This window comes from Zongyangia acetica (assembly GCF_038739695.1).
Taxonomy (GTDB): Bacteria; Bacillota; Clostridia; order Oscillospirales; family Ruminococcaceae; genus Zongyangia; species Zongyangia gallinarum.
In genome coordinates this window covers 227,892-250,806 of sequence record NZ_JBBEWN010000001.1, presented here as the reverse complement: position 1 = coordinate 250,806, position 22,915 = coordinate 227,892, and the positions used below count along the sequence as shown (strand labels likewise).

Sequence of the window (22,915 nt, the reverse complement as noted above, 5' to 3'; positions counted from 1 at the left end):
AAGAGATTGAAAAGACTAAGAACTCATGGACATTCTATAAGATATTATACAGGATGCAGCAGGAGGGTTTCTGTAGAAACGTTGTCCTGTTGGTAATCTCGGACCTCCCAGACAGAGAGGTCTGCGTCACCGTCTTGCTTTACCTGAGGGGCAAAACTGTAGAGGACCTCATACAGTCCTGTAGTTTGGGCAGGGATGCAGAAGGTCAGCGTATAGGTGTAATCGGTGGCCTGGGAGCTTGTCCGTCCGGAGACCTGGTCATAAGCGCGCACGGCTTCCGGCATCAGCATCAGGGTGCCCATTTCGTCAAATAGGGTATGGATTTCGTCATAGCCCTGGGCTTTGGGCAAAAATACAGTGAGGGAAACCTGGCCGGCTGCGCTGAGCTGGGTGGCTGTCACCAATCCATCACTGGACGGACAGTATTGCGGCATAAGATCCTGCATCTGCTGGGAAAGCGATGTGTGAAAGATCCGATTTCCTATACACAGTGTATATTCTTTCCCGGATACTACATCTTCAATCCTCCAAAAGTCAAAACAGTCCTGATAACCGTCGCCGGCAGCGAGGCGGTAATAAGGCTGCTGGGAGGAACCAGCTGACAAAGCAACCTGATAGGTGAGGATAGGCCTTCCCTCCTCGTCAAAATGAACCTGGCCTTTCTGGGATGAAGATGTTTCGGACTTGTGGAAAAAAGTGTCTTTAAGAGAATTGACGACTTCCATCTGGGAAAAATATTGAATGGTGTCTTGGAGAATTTGCCGGTTTTCCTCCAGATCCTTTGTCACAGCGTCCTCAAGGTCCACATCGATGTAGACCACATTGGATAAGGGAGAGGTTACCCTGGCATTCTCTATAGGATAGGTCTCTTTTAAATCACTGACAAAAAGATGACACATTTCATTGTCAAGCTGTGCTGGGTTGGTGGCAAAGGAATAGTTAATAAGTATGAGGGAGATGCCAATGAGAGGAATCGCTACCATGATAATTAAAATAGCGACAATCCATTTTCCGGTTTTTGTCATGGTGTTCCCCCCTGAAAAGACAACTTGACGGCTTTGCTGCCACAAAACCGTCATTTACCCAAATACTATAGCAAACAGGGGAGAGAAAGTCAAAAGGATATCCGCCATTTCCAGGCAGATATCCTTAAATTTACAAAATGTTTAAGAAGCAGTCGCAATTTATTTACGCCGACTTCTGAATGTCCTTCTGTTTCTTTTTGAGGGAAAGGGTGGCGATAACAGGATAGTGGTCAGAGGGATAACGGCCATCAATCATGCTGGTGTCAATTTTCACGTTTTCCACAGTAAAATCGTCGGTGACAAAGATATAATCGATGGGGCTTTTCCCCAGTTTCCCCTTAAAGCCATGGTAAGTATTCATAGGCTCTTCGTGATGTTTGTCAAAATAGGAATAAACATCCACAAAGCGAAGATCCGAGTAGCCGTGGGTGTTTTCCCGGAGCATCCGCACACATTTGCTGTTTCGCTTGGCGTTAAAGTCCCCCATGATGATGGTGGGCAGGGGATCCGTCTTGTTATATTCGTGGATATAGCGCAGGATGATTTCCACCCCCAACCTCCTGGCCAGGCCACAAACATGGTCAAAGTGGGTATTAAACACCCGGACACGCCTGTCCTCCATCCCTTTGAAATGGACCTCTGCCACTGTGCAGATACGGGGAAATACGGCGAAATAGGCACGGCTTCCCGGAATCTCAGGATGTTTGGAAAGCCAGATGGTTTTGTGGAATTCTACATTAGCATCCTCGTTGCGGATGATAATATCGGAGTGTTCGCTCTGCTTATTTTTGCTGCGTCCCCAGCCAAATACGCTGTAGCCTTTCAGCATCCGCTGCAAGTCTTCCCGCATGGCAGGCAGGGCCTCCTGTACACCGATGACGCTGGCCCCGGTGCGGCGGATGGCCTCTATGGCCAATTGCTTGCGATATTCCCAGCGGTTGAACTTATCGCTTCTGCTATCGGTGCGCAGGTTAAAGGACGCCACCTTAAAGCAGTCGCTGGGATAAAAAGAATTGGCTCGAATCAAATAAGGTCACCCCTGACAATTGTTTTTTCTTCCTCTGGTTTTCATCTATGGTGTTTAGGACCCGATTTCCTGTCAAAAACACAGAATCAAAGAGCCCCGGAATATACTTTTTATGATACAAGTTGCATTGCTTCTATGTTACCACACTTTATCGCTAGATAAAAGTACTAAACGCTTAAAGTTTTCTTAATTTATGTGTAAATTTATGAATATTTTTCACAAGTTTCTTTCGGAAATATTAATAGAATATCCAAATTGAGGGAGATTCTATAAAAAATAAAAAGACTTTCTTGTCCCTCCTGACGGATTGTTGTAAAATAAGGGAAAATAAGGCTAAAGGAAAAACGGAGGGATCTCTATGCGATATGCATCCATCACATCCGGCGATTTTACCCTGGATATGAGTAAGATTGTGTTGGGCACCATGATTTTCGGTACCCGGCTGACAGAAAAGGAATCCTTTGAGATGCTCGATTATTATGTGGCGCACGGAGGCAACTGTATCGATACAGCCAGGGCCTATGTCAACGACTATCCGGGCGGCGAAGGGCTGAGCGAAACCATCATCGGCCGCTGGCTGAAAAGCCGGGGCGCCAGGGAAAAGGTGATCCTTTCCACTAAAGGGGGACATCCTTCCGCTTATGATAAAAAGACCATCCGTTTGGCTAAGGAAGAGGTGGCAGCGGATCTGGAGGAAAGTTTGCGCAATCTAGGTGTGGACTGTGTGGACATTTACTGGCTGCACCGTGATGATCCCAGCCGGGATGTATCCTATATTATAGATTATCTGGATGAATTTGTGAAGGAAGGGAAGATCAAATTCCCGGCGGTGTCCAATTGGAGCGCTAAACGGATCGTCGAGGCAAACGCTTATGCGGCAAAGGCGGGAAAGACACCTATCGCCATGAGCCAGATCCAGTGGAGCCTGGCATCCACCACCAAGGAGCAGTATGGAGACCCCACCATGGAGACCATGACCAAGGAAGAATACCATTGGTACCGGGAGAGCGGCATGCCGGTCATGGCCTACTGCCCCCAGGCCAAGGGCTTTTTCTCCAAATATTTGACACTGGGGGAAGAGGGACTTAACGAAAAAGCCCGCAAGCGTTTCCTCAGTCCAGAAAATGTGGCCCGTGCCCAGCGGGTCAAGGCTTTTGGGGAGAAAAATGGGCTCTCTCCGGCAGCAGTGGCCCTTTCTTTCATCACCTCCAACCCTGTAGAGGGCTTTGCCATTGTGGGCTGCTCCAGCCTGGATCAGCTCAAGGACTCCATGTCTGGCGGGGACTTCGTCATCGCTCCGGAGGAGGAACGGGCTTTATATGGAGACTAATGCTGCAAGGGGCGACAGCGGTGGGGCCGGACGGATTTTCCGTTTGGCCAAGGAGGCGGATGCCGGGCGACTACGGGATATTTACCGCCCCTATGTTACAGATACGGCGGTAACTTTTGAATACGATGTGCCTTCGGTGGCGGAGTTTGCCAGCCGTATCCGGCATATATCGGCTCAATACCCTTATTTGGTTTGCGAAGAGCGGGGCGAGATTGCCGGATATGCCTATCTTTCCCCCTTTAGAGAGCGGGCGGCCTATGACTGGGATGTGGAGACCTCTGTCTATATTGAGGAGAGGTTTCAAAACCGGGGAATTGGCTCTGGTTTCTATGCCCGTCTCTTGGCCTTTGCTGAGGAGCTGGGCTACTACAACGCTTATGGGGTAGTCACCCTGCCCAACGCCGGAAGCTTGGCGCTGCACAGGGCTTTTGGCTTTGAAGATGCCGGGATCTGGCATCGGTGTGGGTACAAGCTGGGCCGGTGGCATGATGTCATCTGCCTGGAAAGGCATCTGGGGAATTTTGATAGGGAACCGGTGCCCCCGATTAGTATTGCGGCCCTTTCCGCAGAGAGATTACAGGAGATTTTAGGGAAAGGGGAAATTTAAAGCGCGTTTTTTCTCCAAATTCTTACAGGGTTCATGAGACCTTCATATGGAGGTCACATTCGCCTTTTATACTAAAACCAGCATCAAGAAAGATGCTTGCTAATAACTTCTTTTCATATTTCTTTCCTCTTTTCTTCTCTCTACTCTGGATGCCATCATCTTCCTTCGGATGGTATTCAGAAGAAAAATCGCCCTGTGCCCTGTGGTACGGGGCTTTTTTGACCCTGTGTGTGAATTTTCTTCAATTGGTTTTTCAGCCTATCTTCATGCAGCCGTCACACAGGCGGATTAAAATATTTCATTATATCAAAATAAAAACCAGAATAAATTTGGAGGGGACCTATGTATCGGATTCTTGTGGTGGACGATGAAGAGCGGATCCGCCAAATGATTAAAAAATATGCAAATTTTGAAGGCCATGAAGTGGTGGAAGCCGCCGATGGCATGGAAGCGGTAAAGCTCTGCAAAGAGCAGGATTTCGACATTGTGATTATGGATGTGATGATGCCGGAATTGGATGGGTTTTCCGCGTGCAGGGAGATCCGCAAATTTAAAAATGTACCTATGCTCATGCTTTCCGCCCGTGGGGAGGAATACGACAAGATCCACGGCTTTGAGCTTGGCATCGACGATTATGTGGTCAAGCCTTTCTCTCCCAAAGAACTGATGATGCGGGTCGCAGCCATCGTCAAACGCAGCAGCGGGGAGACCCAGAAGGAAGTCCTTTCCTTTGAGGGGCTGACGGTGGACTTCACCGGACGCCTTGTCTATGTGGACGGGGAGAAGGTGGACATGTCCCCCAAAGAGTACGATCTGTTTTTCTATATGGTGAAAAACCGTGGCATTGCACTGACTCGGGAAAAGCTCATCAGTGACGTGTGGGGCTATGACTTTTACGGCGATGACCGTACGCTGGACACCCATATTAAACTGCTGCGCAAAACACTGGGCCCATACAGCAAGTTTATTGTAACGTTGCGAGGGGTGGGATACCGCTTTGAAGTGGAATAAACTGCATCTAAAAAATAAGGTGAGCATCAAGTGGAAACTCTTTGGCTACCTTGTAGTATTTGTGGGTTTTATGTTGGTATTGCTGTGGCTGTTTCAAACTGTATTTCTGGAGAGCTTTTACAAGGCCATCAAGACCCAGAATATTAAGTCCACTGCGGAAAGCATTGTCCGCAACATTGACAACGACGATCTTGATTCACTGATAGAGAATCTATCCAAACGCAATGATACCTGCATCCGCATTGTGGATGAAAATTTTGCAAACCTTTATTCCTACGAATCCGTGGCAGAGTGTACCATTCATAAGATGAATGTGAAGGATCTCTCGGCTATGTATGAAAAGGCGGAGGAGGGCGGCGGAACGACCTTCGAGTTGATTTCTCAGGATCAGTGGAGTGAGGAATTTTGGATCAAGATGGAGAAAAAGGGCTGGGATGTACCGCCGCCCATGCGGACCAAGGTGGAAAATATGGTATATGCCCAGCTGGTGGAGCGATCGGACGGAGACACCGTCATGATCCTTCTCAACTCTACCATTACACCGGTCAACTCTACGGTGGAGACTTTGCGGGTACAGCTGATTTATGTCACCATCATTCTCCTGGTGCTCTGTGTAGGTCTGGCCCTGCTTCTCTCCCGGCAGATTTCCGAGCCTATTATCAAGATCAACCAGTCGGCGAAAGAACTGGCCAAGGGAAAATATGATACCACCTTCGCGGGGGGAGGATATCGGGAAATCTCCGAGTTGGGCGATACCCTCAACTATGCCGCCAAGGAGCTTTCCAAGGTGGAAGGGCTGCGCCGGGAGCTTATCGCCAACATCTCCCACGATCTGCGAACCCCGCTGACCATGATTACCGGCTATGCCGAGGTCATGCGGGATATCCCTGGGGAAAACACGCCGGAGAATATCCAGATCATCATTGACGAAGCAAAAAGGCTCACCAGCCTGGTCAACGACCTGATGGACATTTCCAAGTTGCAGTCGGGCACCATGACCTTGAGCCTTTCTGAGTTTAACATCACCCAGACGGTCCGGGAGATCATGACCCGCTATATGAAGCTGACAGAGCAGGAGGGCTATCACATCAAGTTTATTGCCGATGCCGAGGCGATGGTCATGGCAGATGAGCTGAAAATGTCCCAGGTGATCTATAATCTCATCAACAATGCCATCAACTACACCGGCCCGGATAAGACGGTGACCGTCTGCCAAAGCGTCCGGGAAGGCGCGGTGAAGCTGGAAATCATCGATACCGGTGACGGTATTGCCCAAGAGGAAATCCCCTATATTTGGGACCGGTATTACAAGGTGGATAAATCTCATAAACGGGCGGCCATTGGTACCGGTTTGGGCCTTTCTATTGTCAAAAACATCCTGGATCTCCACGGCGCGGCCTATGGGGTCATCAGCTCCATTGGCCAGGGGAGTATCTTCTGGTTTGAGCTGAAGACCACCTCGGAAGAGGAAAGGAAAATGCTTCCCTCCTCCGATAAGCATAAAGGCGGAAAGTAAATAAAAAACAGCCATCCGAGGATGGCTGTTTTTTTATTGCCCTAAAAGCGTCTGAAGACGGTTCAGCTTTTCCCGGGACATGGCAGGGGTGTCTTCCAGAGGGAAGGGCACCCCCATCGCCTTGTACTTTTCCAAGCAGAGCTTTTCAAAAGGGAGAAGCTCTATTTTCTCAAGGTTGGGATATTGTTTGCAAAAATCCGCCAGGGCCTTGATGTGGGAGGGAGCGTCGGTAAGACCGGGCACCACCACATGGCGGATCCAGATAGGAACCTGGAGCCTTTGGGTTAGGGCGAGAAACTCCTTGACTCTGGAAAAATCCCCCCCGCAATGGTCGCGATACCCCTTGTCCGAGAGAAATTTTACGTCTACCAGGGCCAGATCCGTATATTGCAGCACCTGTTCTGCCCGGTCGAGGCCTATGGCGCCGGAGGTATCCAAAACGGTGTGGATCCCCTCCTTTTGCAGGCGCTGAAATAGCGCAGACACAAAGTCCGGCTGAAGAAGGGGCTCACCGCCTGTAACGGTGACGCCTCCCAGCTCCCCGAAATAGGGGCGGCAGCGCAGCACCCGCTGGGCCACCTCCTCCACCGTACAAACCTGCCCGGCGGCGGGGTCCCAGGTGTCCGGGTTGTGACAGTAGATACACCGCAGGGGGCAGCCTTGCAAAAAGACAGTATACCGGATTCCTGGCCCATCCACCGCTCCCAGGGACTGAAAGGAATGAATGCGGCCGGTGATGATCTCATTCTCCTTCATGGATTAAAGCACCTCGTGGAAGGTGCGGGAGATGACCTCCCGCTGCTGTTCCCGGCTGAGTTTGTGGAAGTTGACGGCATATCCCGAAACCCGGATGGTCAGGTTGGGATATTTGTCAGGATGCTCATAGGCATCCATCAATGTTTCCCGGTTGAGGACGTTGACATTGATATGGTGGGCCATCTGGGCAAAATAGCCGTTTAAGATGACAACCAGGTTCTGATATTGATCTTCCTCCGTCCTTCCAAGGGCGGTGGGCACAATGGAAAAGGTGTTGGAGATGCCATCCCGGCAGACGTCATAGGAGAGCTTGGCCACCGAATTGAGAGCGGCCAGGGCTCCGTTTTTCTCCCGGCCGTGCATGGGATTGGCGCCAGGAGCAAAGGGTTCTCCCGCCTTGCGGCCATCGGGGGTGGAGCCGGTCTTTTTGCCGTAAACCACATTGGAGGTGATGGTCAGGATGGAAAGGGTAGGCTCCGCGTCCCGATAAAGAGGCGTTTTTTGCAGTTCACGATAAAATAGCTCCACCTGCTCCCGAGCGATGGAATCCACACGGTCGTCGTCGTTGCCAAAGGCGGGATAATCCCCCACCGTCTCAAAGTCGGTGATGAGGCCTGTTTCCGGATCCCGGATGCAGCGGACACGGGCGTATTTGATGGCGGAGAGGGAGTCGGCAAAGACGCTCATCCCTGCGATGCCAAAGGCCATATACCGATGGACCTTGGTATCATGAAGGGCCATTTGGGTCTTTTCATAGGCGTATTTATCGTGCATATAGTGGATGATATTCATGGTGTTGCAGTACATCCGGGCAAGCCAGGGCCGGTAAAAGTCCAAAAGCTCCATCACCTTGCCGTAATCCAGATATTCGCCCTCATAAGGGGAATGGACAGGCCCTACTTGCACCCCTTGCTTTTCGTCCCGGCCACCGTTGAGCGCCATGAGCAGCAGCTTTGCCAGGTTGGCCCGGGCGCCGAAAAACTGCATCTCTTTGCCCACCCGCATGGCGGAGACACAGCAGGCGATGGCATAGTCGTCGCCAAAGCGGGGGCGCATCAGGTCGTCGTTTTCATACTGGATGGCGTCGGTGTCACAGGAGACCTTGGCGCAGTAGCGCTGGAAGGGAGCGGGCAGGTCTTTAGACCAAAGCACCGTCAGATTGGGCTCGGCGGAGGAGCCAAGGTTGTAAAGGGTGTGGAGCACCCGGTAGGAATTTTTGGTCACCAGGGGCCGGCCGTCCTCTCCCATGCCGCCGATGGCTTCGGTGATCCACATGGGATCCCCCGCAAAGAGCTCGTTGTATTCCGGAGTGCGCAGGTGGCGGGCCATCCGCAGCTTCATGACAAAGTCATCCATGATCTCCTGAGCGCCGGACTCGTCCAGCACTCCATTTCTGAGATCCCGTTCAAAATAGATATCCAAAAAGGTAGAGGTCCGGCCCAGGCTCATAGCCGCGCCGTTTTGTTCCTTAATGGCGCCTAGATAGCCGAAATAGAGCCACTGAACCGCTTCCTTGGCCGTGGTGGCCGGCCCTGAGATGTCATAGCCGTACATGGCCGCCATCTCCTTGAGCTTTCCCAGGAAATTGATCTGCTGATAGAGCTCCTCCAGCTGGCGGATATGCTCCACATCCATATCCTCCAGCCCCAGATCGTGTTTGTCCCGCTGCTTCTCCTGGATGAGCCTGTCAATGCCATAGAGGGCGACCCGGCGGTAGTCGCCGATGATCCTGCCCCGCCCGTAGGCGTCGGGAAGCCCGGTGATCAGGCCGCAGTGACGGGCGGCTCTGGTTTCCTCATTATAGACCCGGAATACCCCGTCATTGTGGGTGGTGCGGTAGAGAAATTCATCCTCTACCTTCCGGGAGAGCTCGTATCCATAGGCTTTGCAGGCGTTGCGGGTCATTTTGAGCCCGCCGAAGGGATTGACTCCCCGTTTGAGGGGGCGGTCGGTTTGCAGTCCTACAATGATTTCTTCATTTTTGTCCAGGTATCCTGGTTTGTAGTTAAGCAGGGAAGTGACGGTCTGGGTATCGATATCCAGCACCCCGCCAAACTCCTGCTCCAGAGACATGAGGTTTTGCAGTTTGTGCATCAGCCTCTTGGTCCGTTCTGTAGCGGGAGCCAAAAAGTCCTCATTTCCGGTGTAAGGGGTGTAGTTTTTCTGGATAAAATCCCGGACGTCAATTTTTTCCTGCCATCTGCCAGGCACAAAGCCTTCCCAAGGTGTAGCCATATCAGTTTCCTCCCTGTTCTGATTCACTCGACACCGCCGGATGCGGCCCTTTTTCGCAGCGCAGACAATGAAAAAGGGCAACATCCTTGCGATGTTGCCCAGACGGTCGGCATGTGACAGATTTTCATTCCCTTGTGGTAAGCCCACTGATCCGTCAGTAATGAAAATCCCTTGATTTGCCCTTAGTATAACATCTGTTTTTCCCTTGTGTCAAGACGTGTTGATTGTCTCTCATTCCATGACACTTTCATAGACTAAGGGGAGGTGAATGCCATGAACAGAGAAGGTATACTCAACGCCCTGGAGCTTTCCGCCCTCTCCTATGGGGATATCCAGCCCTGTGAGCCGGGGGAGAAACTCATTGTCATCGACGACTGCCCTTCCGGGGTCCAATGCTATCTGCGAAAAAAGGAAAGACGCCTCTCTATCAGCTTCCGAGGCTCCGATTCCCCCAAGGACTGGGAGTCGGATTTTTCCTTCGGGAAAAAGACCATCCCCTATGATAACCAGGATACAAAAATCCGGGTTCATGAAGGCTTTTTGAGGGCCTATAAAAGCCCGGAGGTCCGAGAGAGAATCCACGGCCAGGTTTCGCAGGAGTTGATTCACATCTGCATCTGCGGGCACTCCTTTGGCGCTGCTCTGGCCATCCTGTGCGCAGTGGACCTGCAGTACTGTTTCCCTCATAAGGACATCCAGGTCATCACCTTCGGCTGCCCCCGGGTGGGAAACCGGGCTTTCCAAAGGTCCTTTGACAAGCGGGTGTTCAAGGCCATCCGTGTGGTCAACGGCAACGACATTGTCACCAAGCTTCCCTTTGCCTTTATGGGATACCGCCATGTGGGAGGATGCATCCATGTAGGGCCTCCCCGCATCTGGGGCGTGTACTCCTTGCGGCAGCACCGGATTCAGGACTATTACGGCTCTCTGCTGCAAAGGATGCTGGGTTAGGGCTTGGCTTTATTGCGCCGTCATAAAAAACAGGATATAATAAGGCTGACTTTAAGAATGAGGGTGAGAGCGGATGTATATTGCCGATTTACATATCCATTCCAAATACTCCAGGGCCACCAGCCGGGACTGTGTGCCGGAGCAGCTGGACCTTTGGGCCCGGCGGAAGGGAATTGACCTTCTGGGCACCGGGGATTTTACCCATCCGGCATGGAGAAAAGAGCTGGAGGAAAAGTTGATCCCCGCCGAAGAGGGACTTTACCGCCTGCGGGATGAACTGTGCCAACAACCGGCCGGTGTGGCCGGAGAGCCGCGTCAGCCCCGCTTTGTCCTTTCGGGGGAGATTAGCTCTATTTATAAGAAGAATGGCAAGGTGCGCAAGGTTCACAATGTCATCCTGCTCCCCAGCCTGGAGGCGGCGGATATCCTCGCCCACAAGCTGGAAGCCATCGGCAATATCCACTCCGATGGACGGCCTATCCTGGGGCTGGACAGCCGGGACCTGCTGGAAATTACCCTGGAGTCCTGCCCAGATGCTGTGTTCATCCCCGCCCATATCTGGACCCCTCATTTCTCCCTGTTTGGCGCATTTTCTGGATTTGACACCATAGAAGAATGTTTTGAGGACCTGACCCCCTATATCCATGCCTTAGAGACGGGACTTTCCTCCGACCCGCCTATGAACTGGCAGATTTCGGCCCTGGACGGCTATACATTGGTTTCCAACTCCGACGCCCATTCCCCGCAAAAGCTGGGAAGGGAGGCGAATCTTTTGGAGGGCCCCTTGTCCTATCCCGCCCTTTCCCATGCCATCCAGACTGGGGAGGGGTTTGCCGGCACCTTGGAATTTTTCCCGGAGGAGGGGAAATATCACTGGGACGGCCATCGCAACTGCGGCGTTTGCCTGGAACCGTCCCAGACCGATCAATATGAGGGCAGATGCCCTATCTGCGGGAAAAGCTGACCATAGGCGTACAGCATCGGGTGGACCAGCTTTCCGACCGGGAGAATGGCTACCGGCCGAAAGGCGCCAAGCCTTTTGAAAGCCTGGTTCCCCTGCCTGAGGTTATCGCCGCCTGCACTGGGGTATCCGCCGCCAGCAAGAAGACGGCGGCCCGCTATGAGCAGATGCTTCATGCTTTAGGAGATGAGTTTTACATCCTGCGGAAGGCGCCTATAGAGGATATCGAGCGGGCCGCTAGAAAGGGTGTGGCCGAAGGCATCCGGCGGCTGCGGGCTGGGCGGGTGGAGCGCAGCCCTGGCTTTGATGGGGAATACGGCAAAATTACCCTGCTCAGCCCCGACGAGATGGACATGCTGGCCGGGCAGACCTCCTTGTTCGGCAAGGAGGAAAAGTCCCTGAAAAAGACCCGGTCCCGGATTTCGGCTTCACAAAGGGAAAAGAAAACAGCACCGACTGTAGAGAAGGATGAAAATGCATCCGAAGACCTGCTCTCCGGGCTTAATGAGGAGCAGAGACAGGCGGTGACTGCCACAGAGCCTGCCGTAGCAGTCATCGCGGGGCCAGGGACGGGCAAGACAAAGACCCTCATTACCCGCATTGCCTATTTGGTGGAACAAATGGGGGTGCGCCCGGAACAGATCGGGGCGGTGACCTTCACCAATCAGGCCGCCGAAGAGATGCGGCAGCGGCTGGAAGCCCAATTTGGCGATAAAAAAAGGGTCAAAGCGATGACCATTGGCACCTTTCATTCCATCTGTCTCAAGATGCTGGGGAAAAGAGAGGGCGCTTTGCTGGATACTCCTGCGGCCCTGGAGACAGCGGCCCAGGTCATCCAGGAGATGGACCTGAAGATAAAGCCCTCCGCTTTTTTGCAGGAGGTATCCCGAAAGAAAAACGGAGTCCAAGGGGAGGAGGCTTTCAGCGAGGAAGCATTTGCCCGCTATCAGCAGCTTTTGGAGGAAGCCGGCGCCCTGGATTTTGATGACCTGCTCCTAGCGGGGCTGAAGCTGGCGGAGGAAAAGGGGAAAGGCTTTGACTATCTGCTGGTGGACGAGTTTCAGGACATCGCTCCTGTCCAGTATCAGCTGATCCGGCGGTGGAGCCAGGGAAGAAAGGGGCTGTTTGTCATCGGCGACCCGGATCAGTCCATCTACGGGTTCCGGGGCTCAGACGCCCGCTGCTTTGAACGCCTGCAGGAAGACATGAGCGGTCTGCGTACCATCCGGCTGCGGATCAATTACCGCAGCACTCCGCAGATTCTCCAAAGCGCACTAGCGGTCATTGAGGAAAACGGGGGTGAGCCCCGGCTGCTTCAGGCCCATGGCGCCGGGGAGAAGCGGGTGCGTCTGGTCACCTCCGAAAGCGAGCTGTCAGAGGGCATCTTCATCGCCAAGGAGATCGGCCGGATGGTGGGCGGCGTGGATATGCTGGACGCCGGAGCTCTTCTGTCGGAAGGTGAGGGGGAGGGAACACGCTCCTTCTCGGACATCGCCGTTTTATACCGGACCCATCATCAGTCCCGGGTGCTGGAAAGCTGTCTGCGCCATGAGGGCATCCCCTATATTGTCCATGGCCGGGAGGACTTCCTGGAGGAGGAAGGTGTCCGGGGCATCCTCTGCTTTTTCCGGTGGCTGACCCAGCCGCGGGATATGCTTTCCCTCAGGGGATGCCTGGGGCTTCTCTGGCATTGCCCGGAGGATTTGTGCCGCAGTGTAGGCGAAGCCTGGTCCCTCCTGGAAGGACAGGATACGGCGGAGAAGGTGACGCAGATACTCAGCCAATTTGAAAATACCGGCCTTCTGCGGGAATGGGGCCGGCTGGCCCAGGATTTTACGCCTCGGGTGAAGAAAGACAATCCCCGCAAGCTCATTGAGGCCCTGGCGGAAGAATGCGGCCTGGAAGGGAAAAAGCCGGTGGAAAAGCTGCAAAACATGGCGGTGTTTGATAAGACAATGGCGGCTTTTCTGGAAAATCTGGCCCTGGGTTCAGAAGGGGATTTGCGCCGCAGCCCTGTTAAGACCTATCACAGCGGCGCGGTGCGGCTGATGACCCTCCACGGCGCCAAGGGCTTGGAATTTCCCGTGGTGTTTTTAAGCGGCGTGAAAAAGGGAAGCATTCCCCTAGAGTCCCCGCGGCACCCGGTGGATATGGAGGAGGAGCGGCGCCTGTTTTATGTGGGGATGACACGGGCCAAAGAGGAACTGGTCCTGATGACCTCCCGGGAGCCTTCGGCATTTTTGAATTCTATTCCTGAACAGCTGCTCCAAAGGGAAAAGGATGGGGCAAAACGACAGCCCCCTATGAAGCAGCTGAGCTTTTTCTAAAAAGAGGAGACGGTTTTCCGTCTCCTCTTTTCATAGGGATGCGGTTGACAAAAATGGGGAAAAGAAATAAAATATGAAATTGAAAATCATTTTCATATTCGGGAGGATATGGACAGCTGTCATGAATATAAGCTATCGGACCCGGCAACGGGAAAGTATATGGAATTTTTTGCAGGAGAATAAAGACCGCCATGTGATGGTGGACGATGTGGTAGACTATCTGAAAAGCCAGGGTAACGGCGTGGGAAAATCCACAGTCTACCGCTATCTGGAAAAGCTGGTGGAAGAGGGGAAGGTCCGCAAATATTTTTTGGAAGAAGGAGCGGGAGCCTGCTTCCAGCTGGCTGGCGGAGACGAGAGCTGCTGTAAGCACTATCATCTCAAATGCGTCAGGTGCGGTGCGCTGCTCCATGTAGAATGCAGCTTTTTAGATCAGGTGCACGCCCATATCCTGCAGCAGCATCAGTTCCTGATCGACAGCCGCAAGACGGTGCTCTACGGTCTGTGCGAGCAGTGCAGGGAGACAGGGGAAGAGGAGAACCGGGATGAAGTTTAGAATCATTGCCTTGCTGCTGTGCCTTTGCCTTACAGCTGGGCTCATATCCGGCTGCGGCGCGCTGCCCTCCAAGGAGGATGACGCAAAGCTGCAGATTGTTACCACCCTATTTCCACAATATGATTTTGCCCGTCAGCTATGCGGGGACAGGGCGGAAATCACCCTGCTTCTGCCCCCTGGCGTAGAGAGCCATTCCTATGAGCCCACGCCGGCGGATATGATTAAAATCAATGAGGCGGATCTCTTTATCTATACCGGCCAGTATATGGAGCCCTGGGCGGAACAGATCATTGAGGGCCTGACAAGTGATGATGTCACGGTGGTGGATGCTTCCCAAGGAATCCAGCTGGATGCCTCTCATGAAGAGGACGAGGATGGAGATGGGCATGACCATGCCTATGACCCTCACATCTGGACCAGTCCGGTTTTGGCCCAGCAGATGGTCGCCAATATCGCTGACGCCCTGTGCGCGGAGGACCCAGAGGGGGAAGAAATCTACCGCCAACGGGAGGAAACTTATCAAAAACAGCTCCAAGAGCTGGATGAGAAATTTTCCACCATCATAAGCGAGGCATCCCGCAAAGAGATTGTCTTTGCCGGACGCTTTGCCTTCCACTATTTTGCTGAGCGGTATGGACTTACCTATGTGGCCGCCTTTGCCTCCTGTTCCCATGAAGGGGAGCCCAGCGCGAAGACCATTGCCCAAATGATCGACATCATCCGGGAGGAGCATATCCCGGTGGTATTTTACGAGGAGCTGACCGACCCCAAGGTAGCCAGATCCATCAGTGAAGAAACCGGCTGCGAAATGCTGCTGCTCCACTCCTGCCACAATGTTTCCAAACAGGATTTTGACAATGGGGTGACCTATCTATCCCTCATGGAACAAAACGCTGAAAATCTAAAGAAGGGGCTGAATTAAATGCCATTGATGGCCTGCCGCCATTTGACAATCTATTATGAAAACCAGTGTGCGGTCAAAGATGTAAGCTTTGACATAGAAGCCGGTGACTATATCTGTATCGTGGGGGAGAACGGATCGGGAAAAAGCAGTCTGGTCAAGGGGCTGTTGGGGCTGGTCCCTCTGCGGACGGGGAGCGTCACCTGCGGGGAGGGGCTCAGCCGAAACGCCATCGGCTATCTGCCTCAGCAGACGATGGTACAAAAGGACTTTCCGGCTTCTGTTTATGAAATCGTCCTATCCGGGTGCCTGAGCCGGCGGGGACTGCGGCCTTTTTACAGTGCTGGGGATAAAAAGAGGGCTCTGGAGAATCTGAAAAGCATGGGCATTCTGGAGCTGAAGAACAAATCCTATCGGGACCTTTCCGGAGGCCAACAGCAGCGGGTACTGCTGGCCCGGGCGCTGTGCGCCACCGATCAGATGCTGCTGCTGGATGAGCCGGTGACAGGGCTTGACCCCATCGCGACCACCGAACTGTATGATCTGATCGGCCGGATTAACAAAGAGCAGGGGGTTACAGTTATCATGGTGTCCCATGACTTTCATTACGCCGTAACCCATGCCGGGAAAATTCTTCACATGGATGAGGAGCTGCTTTTTTACGGTTCCACAGAGGAATACCTGCGCAGCGACGCCTACCGCAGGATGACAGGGAGGGTCGACCTATGATAGAACTACTCCGGCAACTGTTATCCTATGAATTTATTGTCCGGGCTTTGATTGTGGGAACTTTGGTCTCCATGTGCGCGGCTCTGCTGGGGGTCAGCCTGGTCCTCAAACGCTACTCCATGATTGGGGACGGTTTATCCCATGTGGGATTTGGCGCCCTTTCTATCGCCATGGCCCTCAACCTATCCCCCTTGCAGGTATCGATTCCCATTGTGGTGCTGGCGGCGTTTTTGCTGCTGCGCATCAGCGAAAACAGCAAAATCAAAGGGGATGCCGCCATTGCCCTGATCGCCAGCGGTTCCTTGGCTGTAGGCGTCATTGTTACCTCTTTGACCACCGGCATGAATACGGACGTCAACAGCTATATGTTTGGCAGCATCCTGGCCATGAGCCAAAGCGACGTATACCTGAGCGTGGGGCTCTCGATTGTGGTTTTGATCCTTTTTGTTCTTTTTTATAACAAACTTTTTGCCATTACCTTTGACGAAAACTTTGCGCTGGCAACCGGTACCAAGGTGGGCGCCTATAATACACTGCTGGCCCTTCTCACCGCCATCACCATTGTAGTCGGCATGCGGATCATGGGGGCGCTGCTCATCTCCAGCCTGGTAATCTTTCCGGCGCTGACCTCGATGCGGGTGTTTCAAAGCTTCAAAGGAGTGGTCATTTGCTCGGCTTTAGTTTCGGTGGTCTGCTTTGTCATCGGAATCTTGGGCTCCTTTGTCTTTTCCACCCCGGCGGGCGCCAGCGTAGTGGCGGCCAATATCCTGATGTTCGCACTGTTTTCCCTGGTGGGAGCTGTCAAAAAACGGACAGCATAAAAAAACAGCCGGCTTATGCCGGCTGTTCTGGAAGATACCGTTAGAAGGCGGCATCTTTTTTTATTAATAATTGCGGAATACCTCTTCAATGTCCTTGGCCTTGTAGATACTGCGGACCTCGAATGCGTCCTCATGGACGTCATAGATACATTCGTAAATATCAAGGTCCGCCCGCTGGTTTTTGATGACCATAATGTGAAATGCGTCATCCTCATGGGAATAATAGGCGCTGTAAGAAACATTGCCTTGCTGAATATATTGCTTTTCCATCAAAGGATAAAAATAGCCGTGTTTGCGCAGGACCAGTGTCCAGATCTGGCCATCGTCGTAGATGATCTGGCCGTTTTCATCGGTGGGAGCGTCAACATATAGCTCTAGGGAGGACTTGTCCCCGCCGGGGACCAAGGCAACTTCGCAGGAGCTTTCCAGGGTCAGCCCCTCAGTATAGGCCCAGCCTTTGATCTGCGGCCGAATGTACTGGGGAAGAACCACCTGTTCCGGAATTTTCTCCTCCGCCGCAGCTTTGCTGGAAACGGTGGAATAGAAGAAGAAAGCGCCTAGGATCAGAAGAACGCCCAAAAGGGGAGTTGACAAACGTTTCCATGTATTCATCCAAGGGTCGCCCCTTTCCTTTTAATTAAGATTAGCTAACTTTATTATAACGGTCCCTTCGGGCAAAAGCAATGAAAAAACAATAAAAATGAATAAAATATGAACTTTGAAAATAATGCAAGAAATAGTAAGAAATCAGACACTATGGATTTGGGCCTGCCATTCGCCTGTGTTTAAATGGGGGATAAAATTGGCATAATAAAAAAGAAGGCTCAAAAAGAAAGAGAAAGGATTATAAGATGAAAAGAATTTTTGTGATTTGTCTGGCTGCACTGCTGTGTATGACGATGTTTTCCGCATGCGCCAGCGGGGAGAATGGGAGCAGCGGCAGCGCTGTACAGGACGAGCTTGTCGAGGGAACTAAACTCAGCGATATTGTGGACAAAATCGACCAAGAAATCGGTATTGCCATGGCCGGAGAGGTAACCCAGGAGATGCTCAGCGACATGTACGGGATCGATGACACCATGGCAGAGGACTTCTATGGAAAATATGCCCAAGTTATGCCCGGTGTGGACGATGTAGTGATTGTCAAGGCCAAGGAGGGCAAGATCGAGGATGTCAAAGCCGCCCTGGAAAAAAGAAAAGAGGCGCGGATTGCCGAGCAATATCTACCCGACATGATCAGTAAGGCAGAAGCAGGCAAGGTGGTCACCAAAGGGGATTACGCGGCGTTATTAATCGTAGGTGATACCACGAAGGACATTTCCGAGGAAATCGACAAGGCCGAAGAGATATTTTTAAGCTTTTTTGCATAAATTGCAGCAAAAAGAGCCAAACTTTTTTACGTTAAGAAAATATTTAGGATTTTTTTTGCAGGCTAGCTTGAAATTTGACGGTGTTTCTGTTAGATTTAGAGCTAGCTTTTGCTTTTTGAAAGATTTTTCTTTCGGCGGAAAATACTTCCGATTGAGATAATAAGGCACTATATCGATGAGGGGGATGCATAAGTGGTATTCAGTAGCCTGCTGTTTTTGTTCCGGTTTTTACCGGTTGCATTTATTATTTACTACGCTGTGCCGTGGAAGCTGAAGAATCTCAGCCTTTTGCTTTTAAGCTTGTTTTTCTATTCTTGGGGTGAACCCAGATATTTCCCGGTGATGCTGGCCACCATTCTGGTCAATTATCTGGCGGCCTTGGGTATTGAAAAATTTGCGGAGAGAAAGGGCTTGCGAAGGGCCTGTTTTCTTATTGCTGTATTTTTCAGTCTAGGCATGCTCATCTTCTTTAAATATACCAATTTCTTTATCGAAAACCTTAACGGCTTATTGAATCTTTCCATCGGGACGCTGGAGCTGACCCTTCCTTTGGGAATCAGTTTTTATACCTTCCAGACCATGTCCTATACCATCGACGTTTATCGGGGGAAGGTCAAGGCTGAGCACAACATCATCGACCTGGGCGCCTTTGTAGTATTGTTCCCGCAGTTGATCGCCGGCCCCATCGTACTTTACACCGATATCAACAAAGAGCTTAAGAGCCGGAAAATCCGCCTGGCTCAGATTGAGGAAGGCGTGAAAATTTTCATCCTTGGCCTGGGGAAAAAGGTACTGATTGCCAACAATATCGGCGCCTTGTGGACAGAGGTGGAAACTTTGGGATTTGCTAATGTATCCACCCCGCTGGCATGGCTGGGAATCCTGGCCTTTGCCCTGCAAATCTTTTTTGACTTTAGCGGATATTCTACCATGGCCATCGGCCTTGGCAAGATGCTGGGCTTTGAGTTCCCTGAAAACTTTAACTATCCCTACATTGCCCGGAGCATTACCGACTTCTGGCGCCGGTGGCATATGACCCTTAGCTCCTGGTTCCGGGAGTATGTATACATCCCCCTGGGCGGTAACCGTAAGGGCAAAGCGCGGATGTATTTTAACCTTTTTGTGGTCTGGGCCTGTACCGGATTTTGGCATGGGGCCAACTGGAACTTTATTTTCTGGGGACTGTTTTTCTTTGTATTCCTGGCCATCGAGAAGGCGGGATTTTCGAATTTCTTGGACAAGCACCGGATTTTCTCCCATGTGTATGTGCTCTTTTTGCTCCTCATCTCTTGGAGCCTGTTCGCCATCACCGATTTGGGACAGCTGGGCACCTTCTTCACCAAGCTGTTCTCCTTTAGTGGCGGCATGGATTGGCTCTACTATCTGCGAAATTACGCAGTAACCATTGTTATCGCCTGCTTCTTATCCACCCCGTTGATTGCCAAGGTGTTTTCTAAGGTGGACGTCAACTGGATTAAAAATGCGATCTATCTGCTTATCTTCCTACTGTCGGTGGCTTATCTGGTGGATGCCACCTACAACCCATTTCTCTACTTTAGATTCTGATGAAAGGAGACTGATCTTCTATGGAAAAAATCAAACATTTACTTCGGCATCCCATGACTGTGATTTTCGGTCTCCTCATCGTTGGTATTTTTATCTGGGACAACTTCTATCCGGTCCGGGAATTTTCTGAGATGGAAAACAGGGTGTTGACACAAAAACCGGAATTTTCTATCAGAAGCCTGATGGCGGAAGGCGATCAGAGCTATACGATGAAATATGAAACCTATGTCAACGATCAGTTTGTCCTCCGCGATCAGTGGATCAGCCTGAAATCCCGGACAGAGTATCTATTGGGAAAGACGGAAAACAATGGGGTGGTCTATGGAAAGGATCACTATATGTTCGAGAAATACTTCGCCACCGATGAAGACCGTTTACAGAAAAACATCGGCTTTGTGGAGGAGTTTGGAAAGAAATACAGCGCGACCAATGAAATTACAGCGATGATTGTGCCCTATTCTTATGAGGTACTCAGTGATAAGGTGCCCAGTGGCCTTCATTTTGTTGATCAGGTAGCATGGACTGAGGAAATCTATGACCGTTTTTCCAAGAGTGGGATCTCCACCCTGGATGTTTACTCGGCCCTTTCCCAGCATAAAGATGAATATATCTATTACCGCACCGATCACCATTGGACGACCACAGGCGCCTACTATGCCTATCGGCAGTTCTGCGAAAGCCGGGGCCTGACACCGGTGGAACTGTCCGATTTGACAAAGCATGAGGTAGAGGATTTCTACGGTACCTTCTTTTCAAAATCTAAAGCGTTTAATACGGTGCCAGACACCATTGATTACTATGATTTTTCCACCTCTCAAGTAACCATTGACGGTGAAGAGGTAGAAGGTCTCTACAATTTGGATCAATTTGAGAAGCGGGATAAATACGGCGCTTTCCTACATGGCAACAATGGCTTGACCATCATGAAAAGTGGGGAACAGAACCGTTCTCAAAATAAAGAGAACCCCAGCCGTATCCTGGTCATCAAAGACAGCTTTGGCAATAGCTTTGTCCCCTTCCTACTTCAAAATTATGACGAGGTCTGGGCCATCGACCTACGGTATCTGGGAGAGGATTTGAGTACCATTATGGCTGAAAACCACTTTGACGATGTGCTTATCCTTTATGGTTTTGTGCCCTTTAGCAGCTATCCCAGTGTTTCAAAAATTACCTATTAAAAGAAAGGCTTCCTGCCCGGCGGGAAGCCTTTCTTTTAACGGCCGGTGGTTGTACTCCCTGAGAAAACAAGGTATAATAAACTACAACTATACTCAACAGAAAGAGAGAATATCCTTCCATGATCGTATCACTTCAGTCGGTGACCAAATACTTCGGTTCCGACCTGATTATAGAAGACTGTACAGAAAATATTGAGCCTGCGCAGCGCATTGGCATTATTGGCCCCAATGGAGCGGGAAAATCCACCCTCCTGCGGCTGATTACAGGGGAGCTTGCGACGGATGAAGGGGAAATCACCATCCAAAACGGGCTGCGTATCGGCTACCTGAAGCAGAATAGCGGCCTGGATAGGGACAATACCATCTATGAGGAGATGAAAAGTGCCTTTGCCGATGTGATCCAGATAGGGGAGCATCTGCGTCTGCTGGAGCAGGAAATGGCCAGGATTCCCCACGACGGGGAAGAATATGAAAAGATTGCCGCTATCTATGCCGGAGAGCAGGCCAAATTTGAGGCCCGGGATGGCTATCAGATGGATGTGGCCATCAAGACGGTGCTGGGAGGCATGGGCTTTGGCGCCGATGTCTATGACAGCATCATCGGCCGTCTTTCCGGCGGGGAAAAGACCCGGCTTGCCATCGCCAAGCTGCTTTTGGAAAAGCCGGAGCTGCTCATCCTGGATGAGCCCACCAACCATCTGGATTTTAAAACCCTGCAGTGGCTGGAAGAGTATCTGAAAGGCTACAAGGGAGCGGTGCTTATCGTCTCCCATGACCGGTATTTCCTCGATCAGCTGGTGGATACCATCTGGGAGGTCAGCGAATGCGAGGTGACCGGGTATCGGGGCAACTATACAGCCTATATACGGCAGCGGGATGAGCGGATCAAAAGGATGCAGAAGGAATACGAAATCCAGTCCCAGGTCATCGCGTCCATGCAGGACTATGTGGCCCGGAACATCACCCGGGCCAGCACCTCCAATATGGCAAAGAGCCGCCAGAAGGCTTTGGAACGGATGGAGCCGCTGAAGAAGCCGAAAACTTACCAGAAGCCGCCGAAAATCTTCTTCCGCTTTCCCAAGAATACCTCTAACGATGTATTGCTGGTCAAGGACCTGTCAGTGTCGGTGGGGGAGGGAGCGGCGAAACGTCTGCTGATTCCCAATGTGGAGCTGGACGTGAAAAAAGGGCAGAAAATTGCCATCATCGGCCCCAATGGCTGCGGAAAAACCACCCTGCTCAAGATGTTGATGGGCAAAATTCCCCATGATACCGGCAAGATCGAGTGGGGGAAAAACGTCCACATGGGTTACTATGACCAGGAAAACGCGGACATGAATCCTCAAAACACCGCCCTGGAAGAGGTTTGGCAGCGGTATCCCCGCATGGCGGAGCAGGAAGTGCGCAATGCTTTAGGATGCGTGCTCCTCACCGGGGAAAATGTCTACAAAAAGATCGGGGAGCTTTCCGGTGGTGAGCGGGCCAAGGTGGAGTTTGCCATCCTGCGGCTGCGGGAGAGCAATGTACTTCTGCTGGACGAACCTACCAACCATCTGGATTTGCAGACCAAAGAGGCCATTGAGGATGCCCTGCGTGAATTTGAGGGGGTCATCCTGCTCATTTCCCATGACCGGTATCTGCTCAACCGGGTACCGGATCAGATTCTGGATCTGAGCGGTGGCCGTGCCATCCTGTATAACGGGAACTTTGACGCCTATCTGGAGCAGAAGGCAGAGCTCCCGGAGGAAAGCATAAAAGTACCGCTGAAAGAAAGCGACTCACAGAATAAGCAATCTTTTTACAAAGGCAAGGAGCAGCGCCGGAAAGCCGCCATGCGCAAGGCAAGGCTCAAGGAGTTGGAGGAGGCCATTGGATCGGCAGAGGCTATGTGTGCCGAATTGGAACAGGCCATTGCGGATCCGGAGAACGCCAGCGATTACGAAAAGATCACCCAGCTTTGCAGCGATTTAGAAACGCGAAAACAGCAGCTAAACGACCTAAGTGATGAATGGATCCTCCTTTCAGAGGAAGCGGAGATGGTATAAGGC

Annotated in this window: 20 protein-coding genes and 1 riboswitch; of the genes, 15 read left to right on the top strand and 5 right to left on the bottom strand. The window is 51.6% G+C overall.

Annotated features, from left to right (window positions below):
- Positions 1 to 44: 44 nt before the first annotated feature.
- Both WGC32_RS01145 and WGC32_RS01140 read right to left on the bottom strand, forming a co-directional pair.
- Positions 45 to 1,025, bottom strand: a complete 981-nt coding sequence (locus WGC32_RS01145; RefSeq protein WP_342680408.1) for a hypothetical protein — start codon at positions 1,023 to 1,025, stop codon at positions 45 to 47.
- Between the two features lie 163 nt (positions 1,026 to 1,188).
- Complete coding sequence (locus WGC32_RS01140; RefSeq protein WP_342680407.1) at positions 1,189 to 2,052, bottom strand: endonuclease/exonuclease/phosphatase family protein; 864 nt, start codon at positions 2,050 to 2,052, stop codon at positions 1,189 to 1,191.
- Between the two features lie 358 nt (positions 2,053 to 2,410).
- Between WGC32_RS01140 and WGC32_RS01135 the strand changes: the two genes are divergently transcribed.
- The 4 genes from WGC32_RS01135 (at position 2,411) to WGC32_RS01120 (ending at position 6,516) form a co-directional block, all read left to right on the top strand.
- Positions 2,411 to 3,382, top strand: coding sequence for an aldo/keto reductase (locus tag WGC32_RS01135; RefSeq protein WP_342680406.1), 972 nt, complete (start codon positions 2,411 to 2,413; stop codon positions 3,380 to 3,382).
- The gene (locus WGC32_RS01130) at positions 3,372 to 3,989 is read left to right on the top strand and encodes a GNAT family N-acetyltransferase (RefSeq protein ID WP_342680405.1); all 618 of its coding nucleotides are present in this window, start codon (positions 3,372 to 3,374) and stop codon (positions 3,987 to 3,989) included. The genes WGC32_RS01135 and WGC32_RS01130 overlap by 11 nt, the downstream gene beginning before the upstream one ends.
- Positions 3,990 to 4,331: 342 nt before the next feature.
- Positions 4,332 to 5,000 (top strand): response regulator transcription factor, encoded by a 669-nt coding sequence (locus tag WGC32_RS01125; RefSeq protein ID WP_342680404.1) that lies wholly within the window; start codon positions 4,332 to 4,334, stop codon positions 4,998 to 5,000.
- On the top strand, positions 4,987 to 6,516 hold the full coding sequence (locus WGC32_RS01120; RefSeq protein ID WP_342680403.1) for a HAMP domain-containing sensor histidine kinase: 1,530 nt from the start codon (positions 4,987 to 4,989) through the stop codon (positions 6,514 to 6,516). The genes WGC32_RS01125 and WGC32_RS01120 overlap by 14 nt, the downstream gene beginning before the upstream one ends.
- Positions 6,517 to 6,549: 33 nt before the next feature.
- On the opposite strand, the gene pflA is transcribed toward WGC32_RS01120, so the two are convergent.
- Entirely contained in the window at positions 6,550 to 7,272 is a 723-nt protein-coding gene (gene pflA / locus WGC32_RS01115; RefSeq protein ID WP_342680402.1) for a pyruvate formate-lyase-activating protein, read from the bottom strand.
- Positions 7,273 to 7,275: 3 nt separating this feature from the next.
- A complete protein-coding gene (gene pflB, locus WGC32_RS01110; protein ID WP_342680401.1) occupies positions 7,276 to 9,507 on the bottom strand; it encodes a formate C-acetyltransferase in 2,232 nt (743 codons plus the stop codon).
- Between the two features lie 89 nt (positions 9,508 to 9,596).
- Positions 9,597 to 9,679, bottom strand: a riboswitch (ZMP/ZTP riboswitch).
- Between the two features lie 101 nt (positions 9,680 to 9,780).
- On the opposite strand from pflB, the gene WGC32_RS01105 reads away from it, so the two are divergent.
- The 7 genes from WGC32_RS01105 (at position 9,781) to WGC32_RS01075 (ending at position 16,753) form a co-directional block, all read left to right on the top strand.
- A complete protein-coding gene (locus WGC32_RS01105; RefSeq protein ID WP_342680400.1) occupies positions 9,781 to 10,458 on the top strand; it encodes a lipase family protein in 678 nt (225 codons plus the stop codon).
- A gap of 73 nt (positions 10,459 to 10,531) precedes the next feature.
- Entirely contained in the window at positions 10,532 to 11,422 is an 891-nt protein-coding gene (locus WGC32_RS01100; RefSeq protein WP_342680399.1) for an endonuclease Q family protein, read from the top strand.
- Positions 11,398 to 13,746, top strand: a complete 2,349-nt coding sequence (locus WGC32_RS01095; RefSeq protein WP_342680398.1) for a UvrD-helicase domain-containing protein — start codon at positions 11,398 to 11,400, stop codon at positions 13,744 to 13,746. Before WGC32_RS01100 ends, WGC32_RS01095 begins: the two co-directional genes overlap by 25 nt.
- Before the next feature lie 121 nt (positions 13,747 to 13,867).
- Positions 13,868 to 14,302: a Fur family transcriptional regulator gene (locus WGC32_RS01090; protein WP_342680397.1), complete on the top strand. Its 435-nt coding sequence runs from the start codon at positions 13,868 to 13,870 to the stop codon at positions 14,300 to 14,302.
- Positions 14,292 to 15,224, top strand: a complete 933-nt coding sequence (locus WGC32_RS01085) for a metal ABC transporter substrate-binding protein (RefSeq protein WP_342680396.1) — start codon at positions 14,292 to 14,294, stop codon at positions 15,222 to 15,224. The genes WGC32_RS01090 and WGC32_RS01085 overlap by 11 nt, the downstream gene beginning before the upstream one ends.
- Positions 15,225 to 15,932: a metal ABC transporter ATP-binding protein gene (locus WGC32_RS01080; RefSeq protein ID WP_342680395.1), complete on the top strand. Its 708-nt coding sequence runs from the start codon at positions 15,225 to 15,227 to the stop codon at positions 15,930 to 15,932. It abuts the gene before it with no gap.
- The gene (locus WGC32_RS01075) at positions 15,929 to 16,753 is read left to right on the top strand and encodes a metal ABC transporter permease (protein ID WP_342680394.1); all 825 of its coding nucleotides are present in this window, start codon (positions 15,929 to 15,931) and stop codon (positions 16,751 to 16,753) included. Before WGC32_RS01080 ends, WGC32_RS01075 begins: the two co-directional genes overlap by 4 nt.
- 63 nt (positions 16,754 to 16,816) lie before the next feature.
- Here the strand turns inward: WGC32_RS01075 and WGC32_RS01070 are convergent, their stop codons facing one another.
- Positions 16,817 to 17,365 (bottom strand): hypothetical protein, encoded by a 549-nt coding sequence (locus WGC32_RS01070; protein ID WP_342680393.1) that lies wholly within the window; start codon positions 17,363 to 17,365, stop codon positions 16,817 to 16,819.
- 239 nt (positions 17,366 to 17,604) lie between these two features.
- Between WGC32_RS01070 and WGC32_RS01065 the strand changes: the two genes are divergently transcribed.
- The 4 genes from WGC32_RS01065 to WGC32_RS01050 all read left to right on the top strand — a co-directional run bounded on the left by WGC32_RS01065 (position 17,605) and on the right by WGC32_RS01050 (position 22,912).
- Positions 17,605 to 18,123, top strand: a complete 519-nt coding sequence (locus tag WGC32_RS01065) for a DUF4358 domain-containing protein (RefSeq protein WP_342680392.1) — start codon at positions 17,605 to 17,607, stop codon at positions 18,121 to 18,123.
- Between the two features lie 192 nt (positions 18,124 to 18,315).
- Entirely contained in the window at positions 18,316 to 19,689 is a 1,374-nt protein-coding gene (locus WGC32_RS01060; RefSeq protein WP_191481619.1) for an MBOAT family protein, read from the top strand.
- A 20-nt stretch (positions 19,690 to 19,709) separates the two neighbouring features.
- Complete coding sequence (locus tag WGC32_RS01055) at positions 19,710 to 20,867, top strand: DHHW family protein (protein ID WP_342680391.1); 1,158 nt, start codon at positions 19,710 to 19,712, stop codon at positions 20,865 to 20,867.
- A gap of 119 nt (positions 20,868 to 20,986) precedes the next feature.
- Positions 20,987 to 22,912, top strand: coding sequence for an ABC-F family ATP-binding cassette domain-containing protein (locus WGC32_RS01050; RefSeq protein ID WP_342680390.1), 1,926 nt, complete (start codon positions 20,987 to 20,989; stop codon positions 22,910 to 22,912).
- The last annotated feature ends 3 nt before the right edge of the window (positions 22,913 to 22,915 follow it).

Coding starts and splice junctions, on each gene's coding strand:
- WGC32_RS01145 (WP_342680408.1), bottom strand. CDS start 1,025: ATGACAAAAACCGGAAAATGGATTGTCGCTATTTTAATTATCATGGTA.
- WGC32_RS01135 (WP_342680406.1), top strand. CDS start 2,411: ATGCGATATGCATCCATCACATCCGGCGATTTTACCCTGGATATGAGT.
- WGC32_RS01130 (WP_342680405.1), top strand. CDS start 3,372: ATGGAGACTAATGCTGCAAGGGGCGACAGCGGTGGGGCCGGACGGATT.
- WGC32_RS01125 (WP_342680404.1), top strand. CDS start 4,332: ATGTATCGGATTCTTGTGGTGGACGATGAAGAGCGGATCCGCCAAATG.
- pflA (WP_342680402.1), bottom strand. CDS start 7,272: ATGAAGGAGAATGAGATCATCACCGGCCGCATTCATTCCTTTCAGTCC.
- pflB (WP_342680401.1), bottom strand. CDS start 9,507: ATGGCTACACCTTGGGAAGGCTTTGTGCCTGGCAGATGGCAGGAAAAA.
- WGC32_RS01105 (WP_342680400.1), top strand. CDS start 9,781: ATGAACAGAGAAGGTATACTCAACGCCCTGGAGCTTTCCGCCCTCTCC.
- WGC32_RS01100 (WP_342680399.1), top strand. CDS start 10,532: ATGTATATTGCCGATTTACATATCCATTCCAAATACTCCAGGGCCACC.
- WGC32_RS01095 (WP_342680398.1), top strand. CDS start 11,398: ATGCCCTATCTGCGGGAAAAGCTGACCATAGGCGTACAGCATCGGGTG.
- WGC32_RS01090 (WP_342680397.1), top strand. CDS start 13,868: ATGAATATAAGCTATCGGACCCGGCAACGGGAAAGTATATGGAATTTT.
- WGC32_RS01085 (WP_342680396.1), top strand. CDS start 14,292: ATGAAGTTTAGAATCATTGCCTTGCTGCTGTGCCTTTGCCTTACAGCT.
- WGC32_RS01080 (WP_342680395.1), top strand. CDS start 15,225: ATGCCATTGATGGCCTGCCGCCATTTGACAATCTATTATGAAAACCAG.
- WGC32_RS01075 (WP_342680394.1), top strand. CDS start 15,929: ATGATAGAACTACTCCGGCAACTGTTATCCTATGAATTTATTGTCCGG.
- WGC32_RS01070 (WP_342680393.1), bottom strand. CDS start 17,365: ATGAATACATGGAAACGTTTGTCAACTCCCCTTTTGGGCGTTCTTCTG.
- WGC32_RS01065 (WP_342680392.1), top strand. CDS start 17,605: ATGAAAAGAATTTTTGTGATTTGTCTGGCTGCACTGCTGTGTATGACG.
- WGC32_RS01055 (WP_342680391.1), top strand. CDS start 19,710: ATGGAAAAAATCAAACATTTACTTCGGCATCCCATGACTGTGATTTTC.
- WGC32_RS01050 (WP_342680390.1), top strand. CDS start 20,987: ATGATCGTATCACTTCAGTCGGTGACCAAATACTTCGGTTCCGACCTG.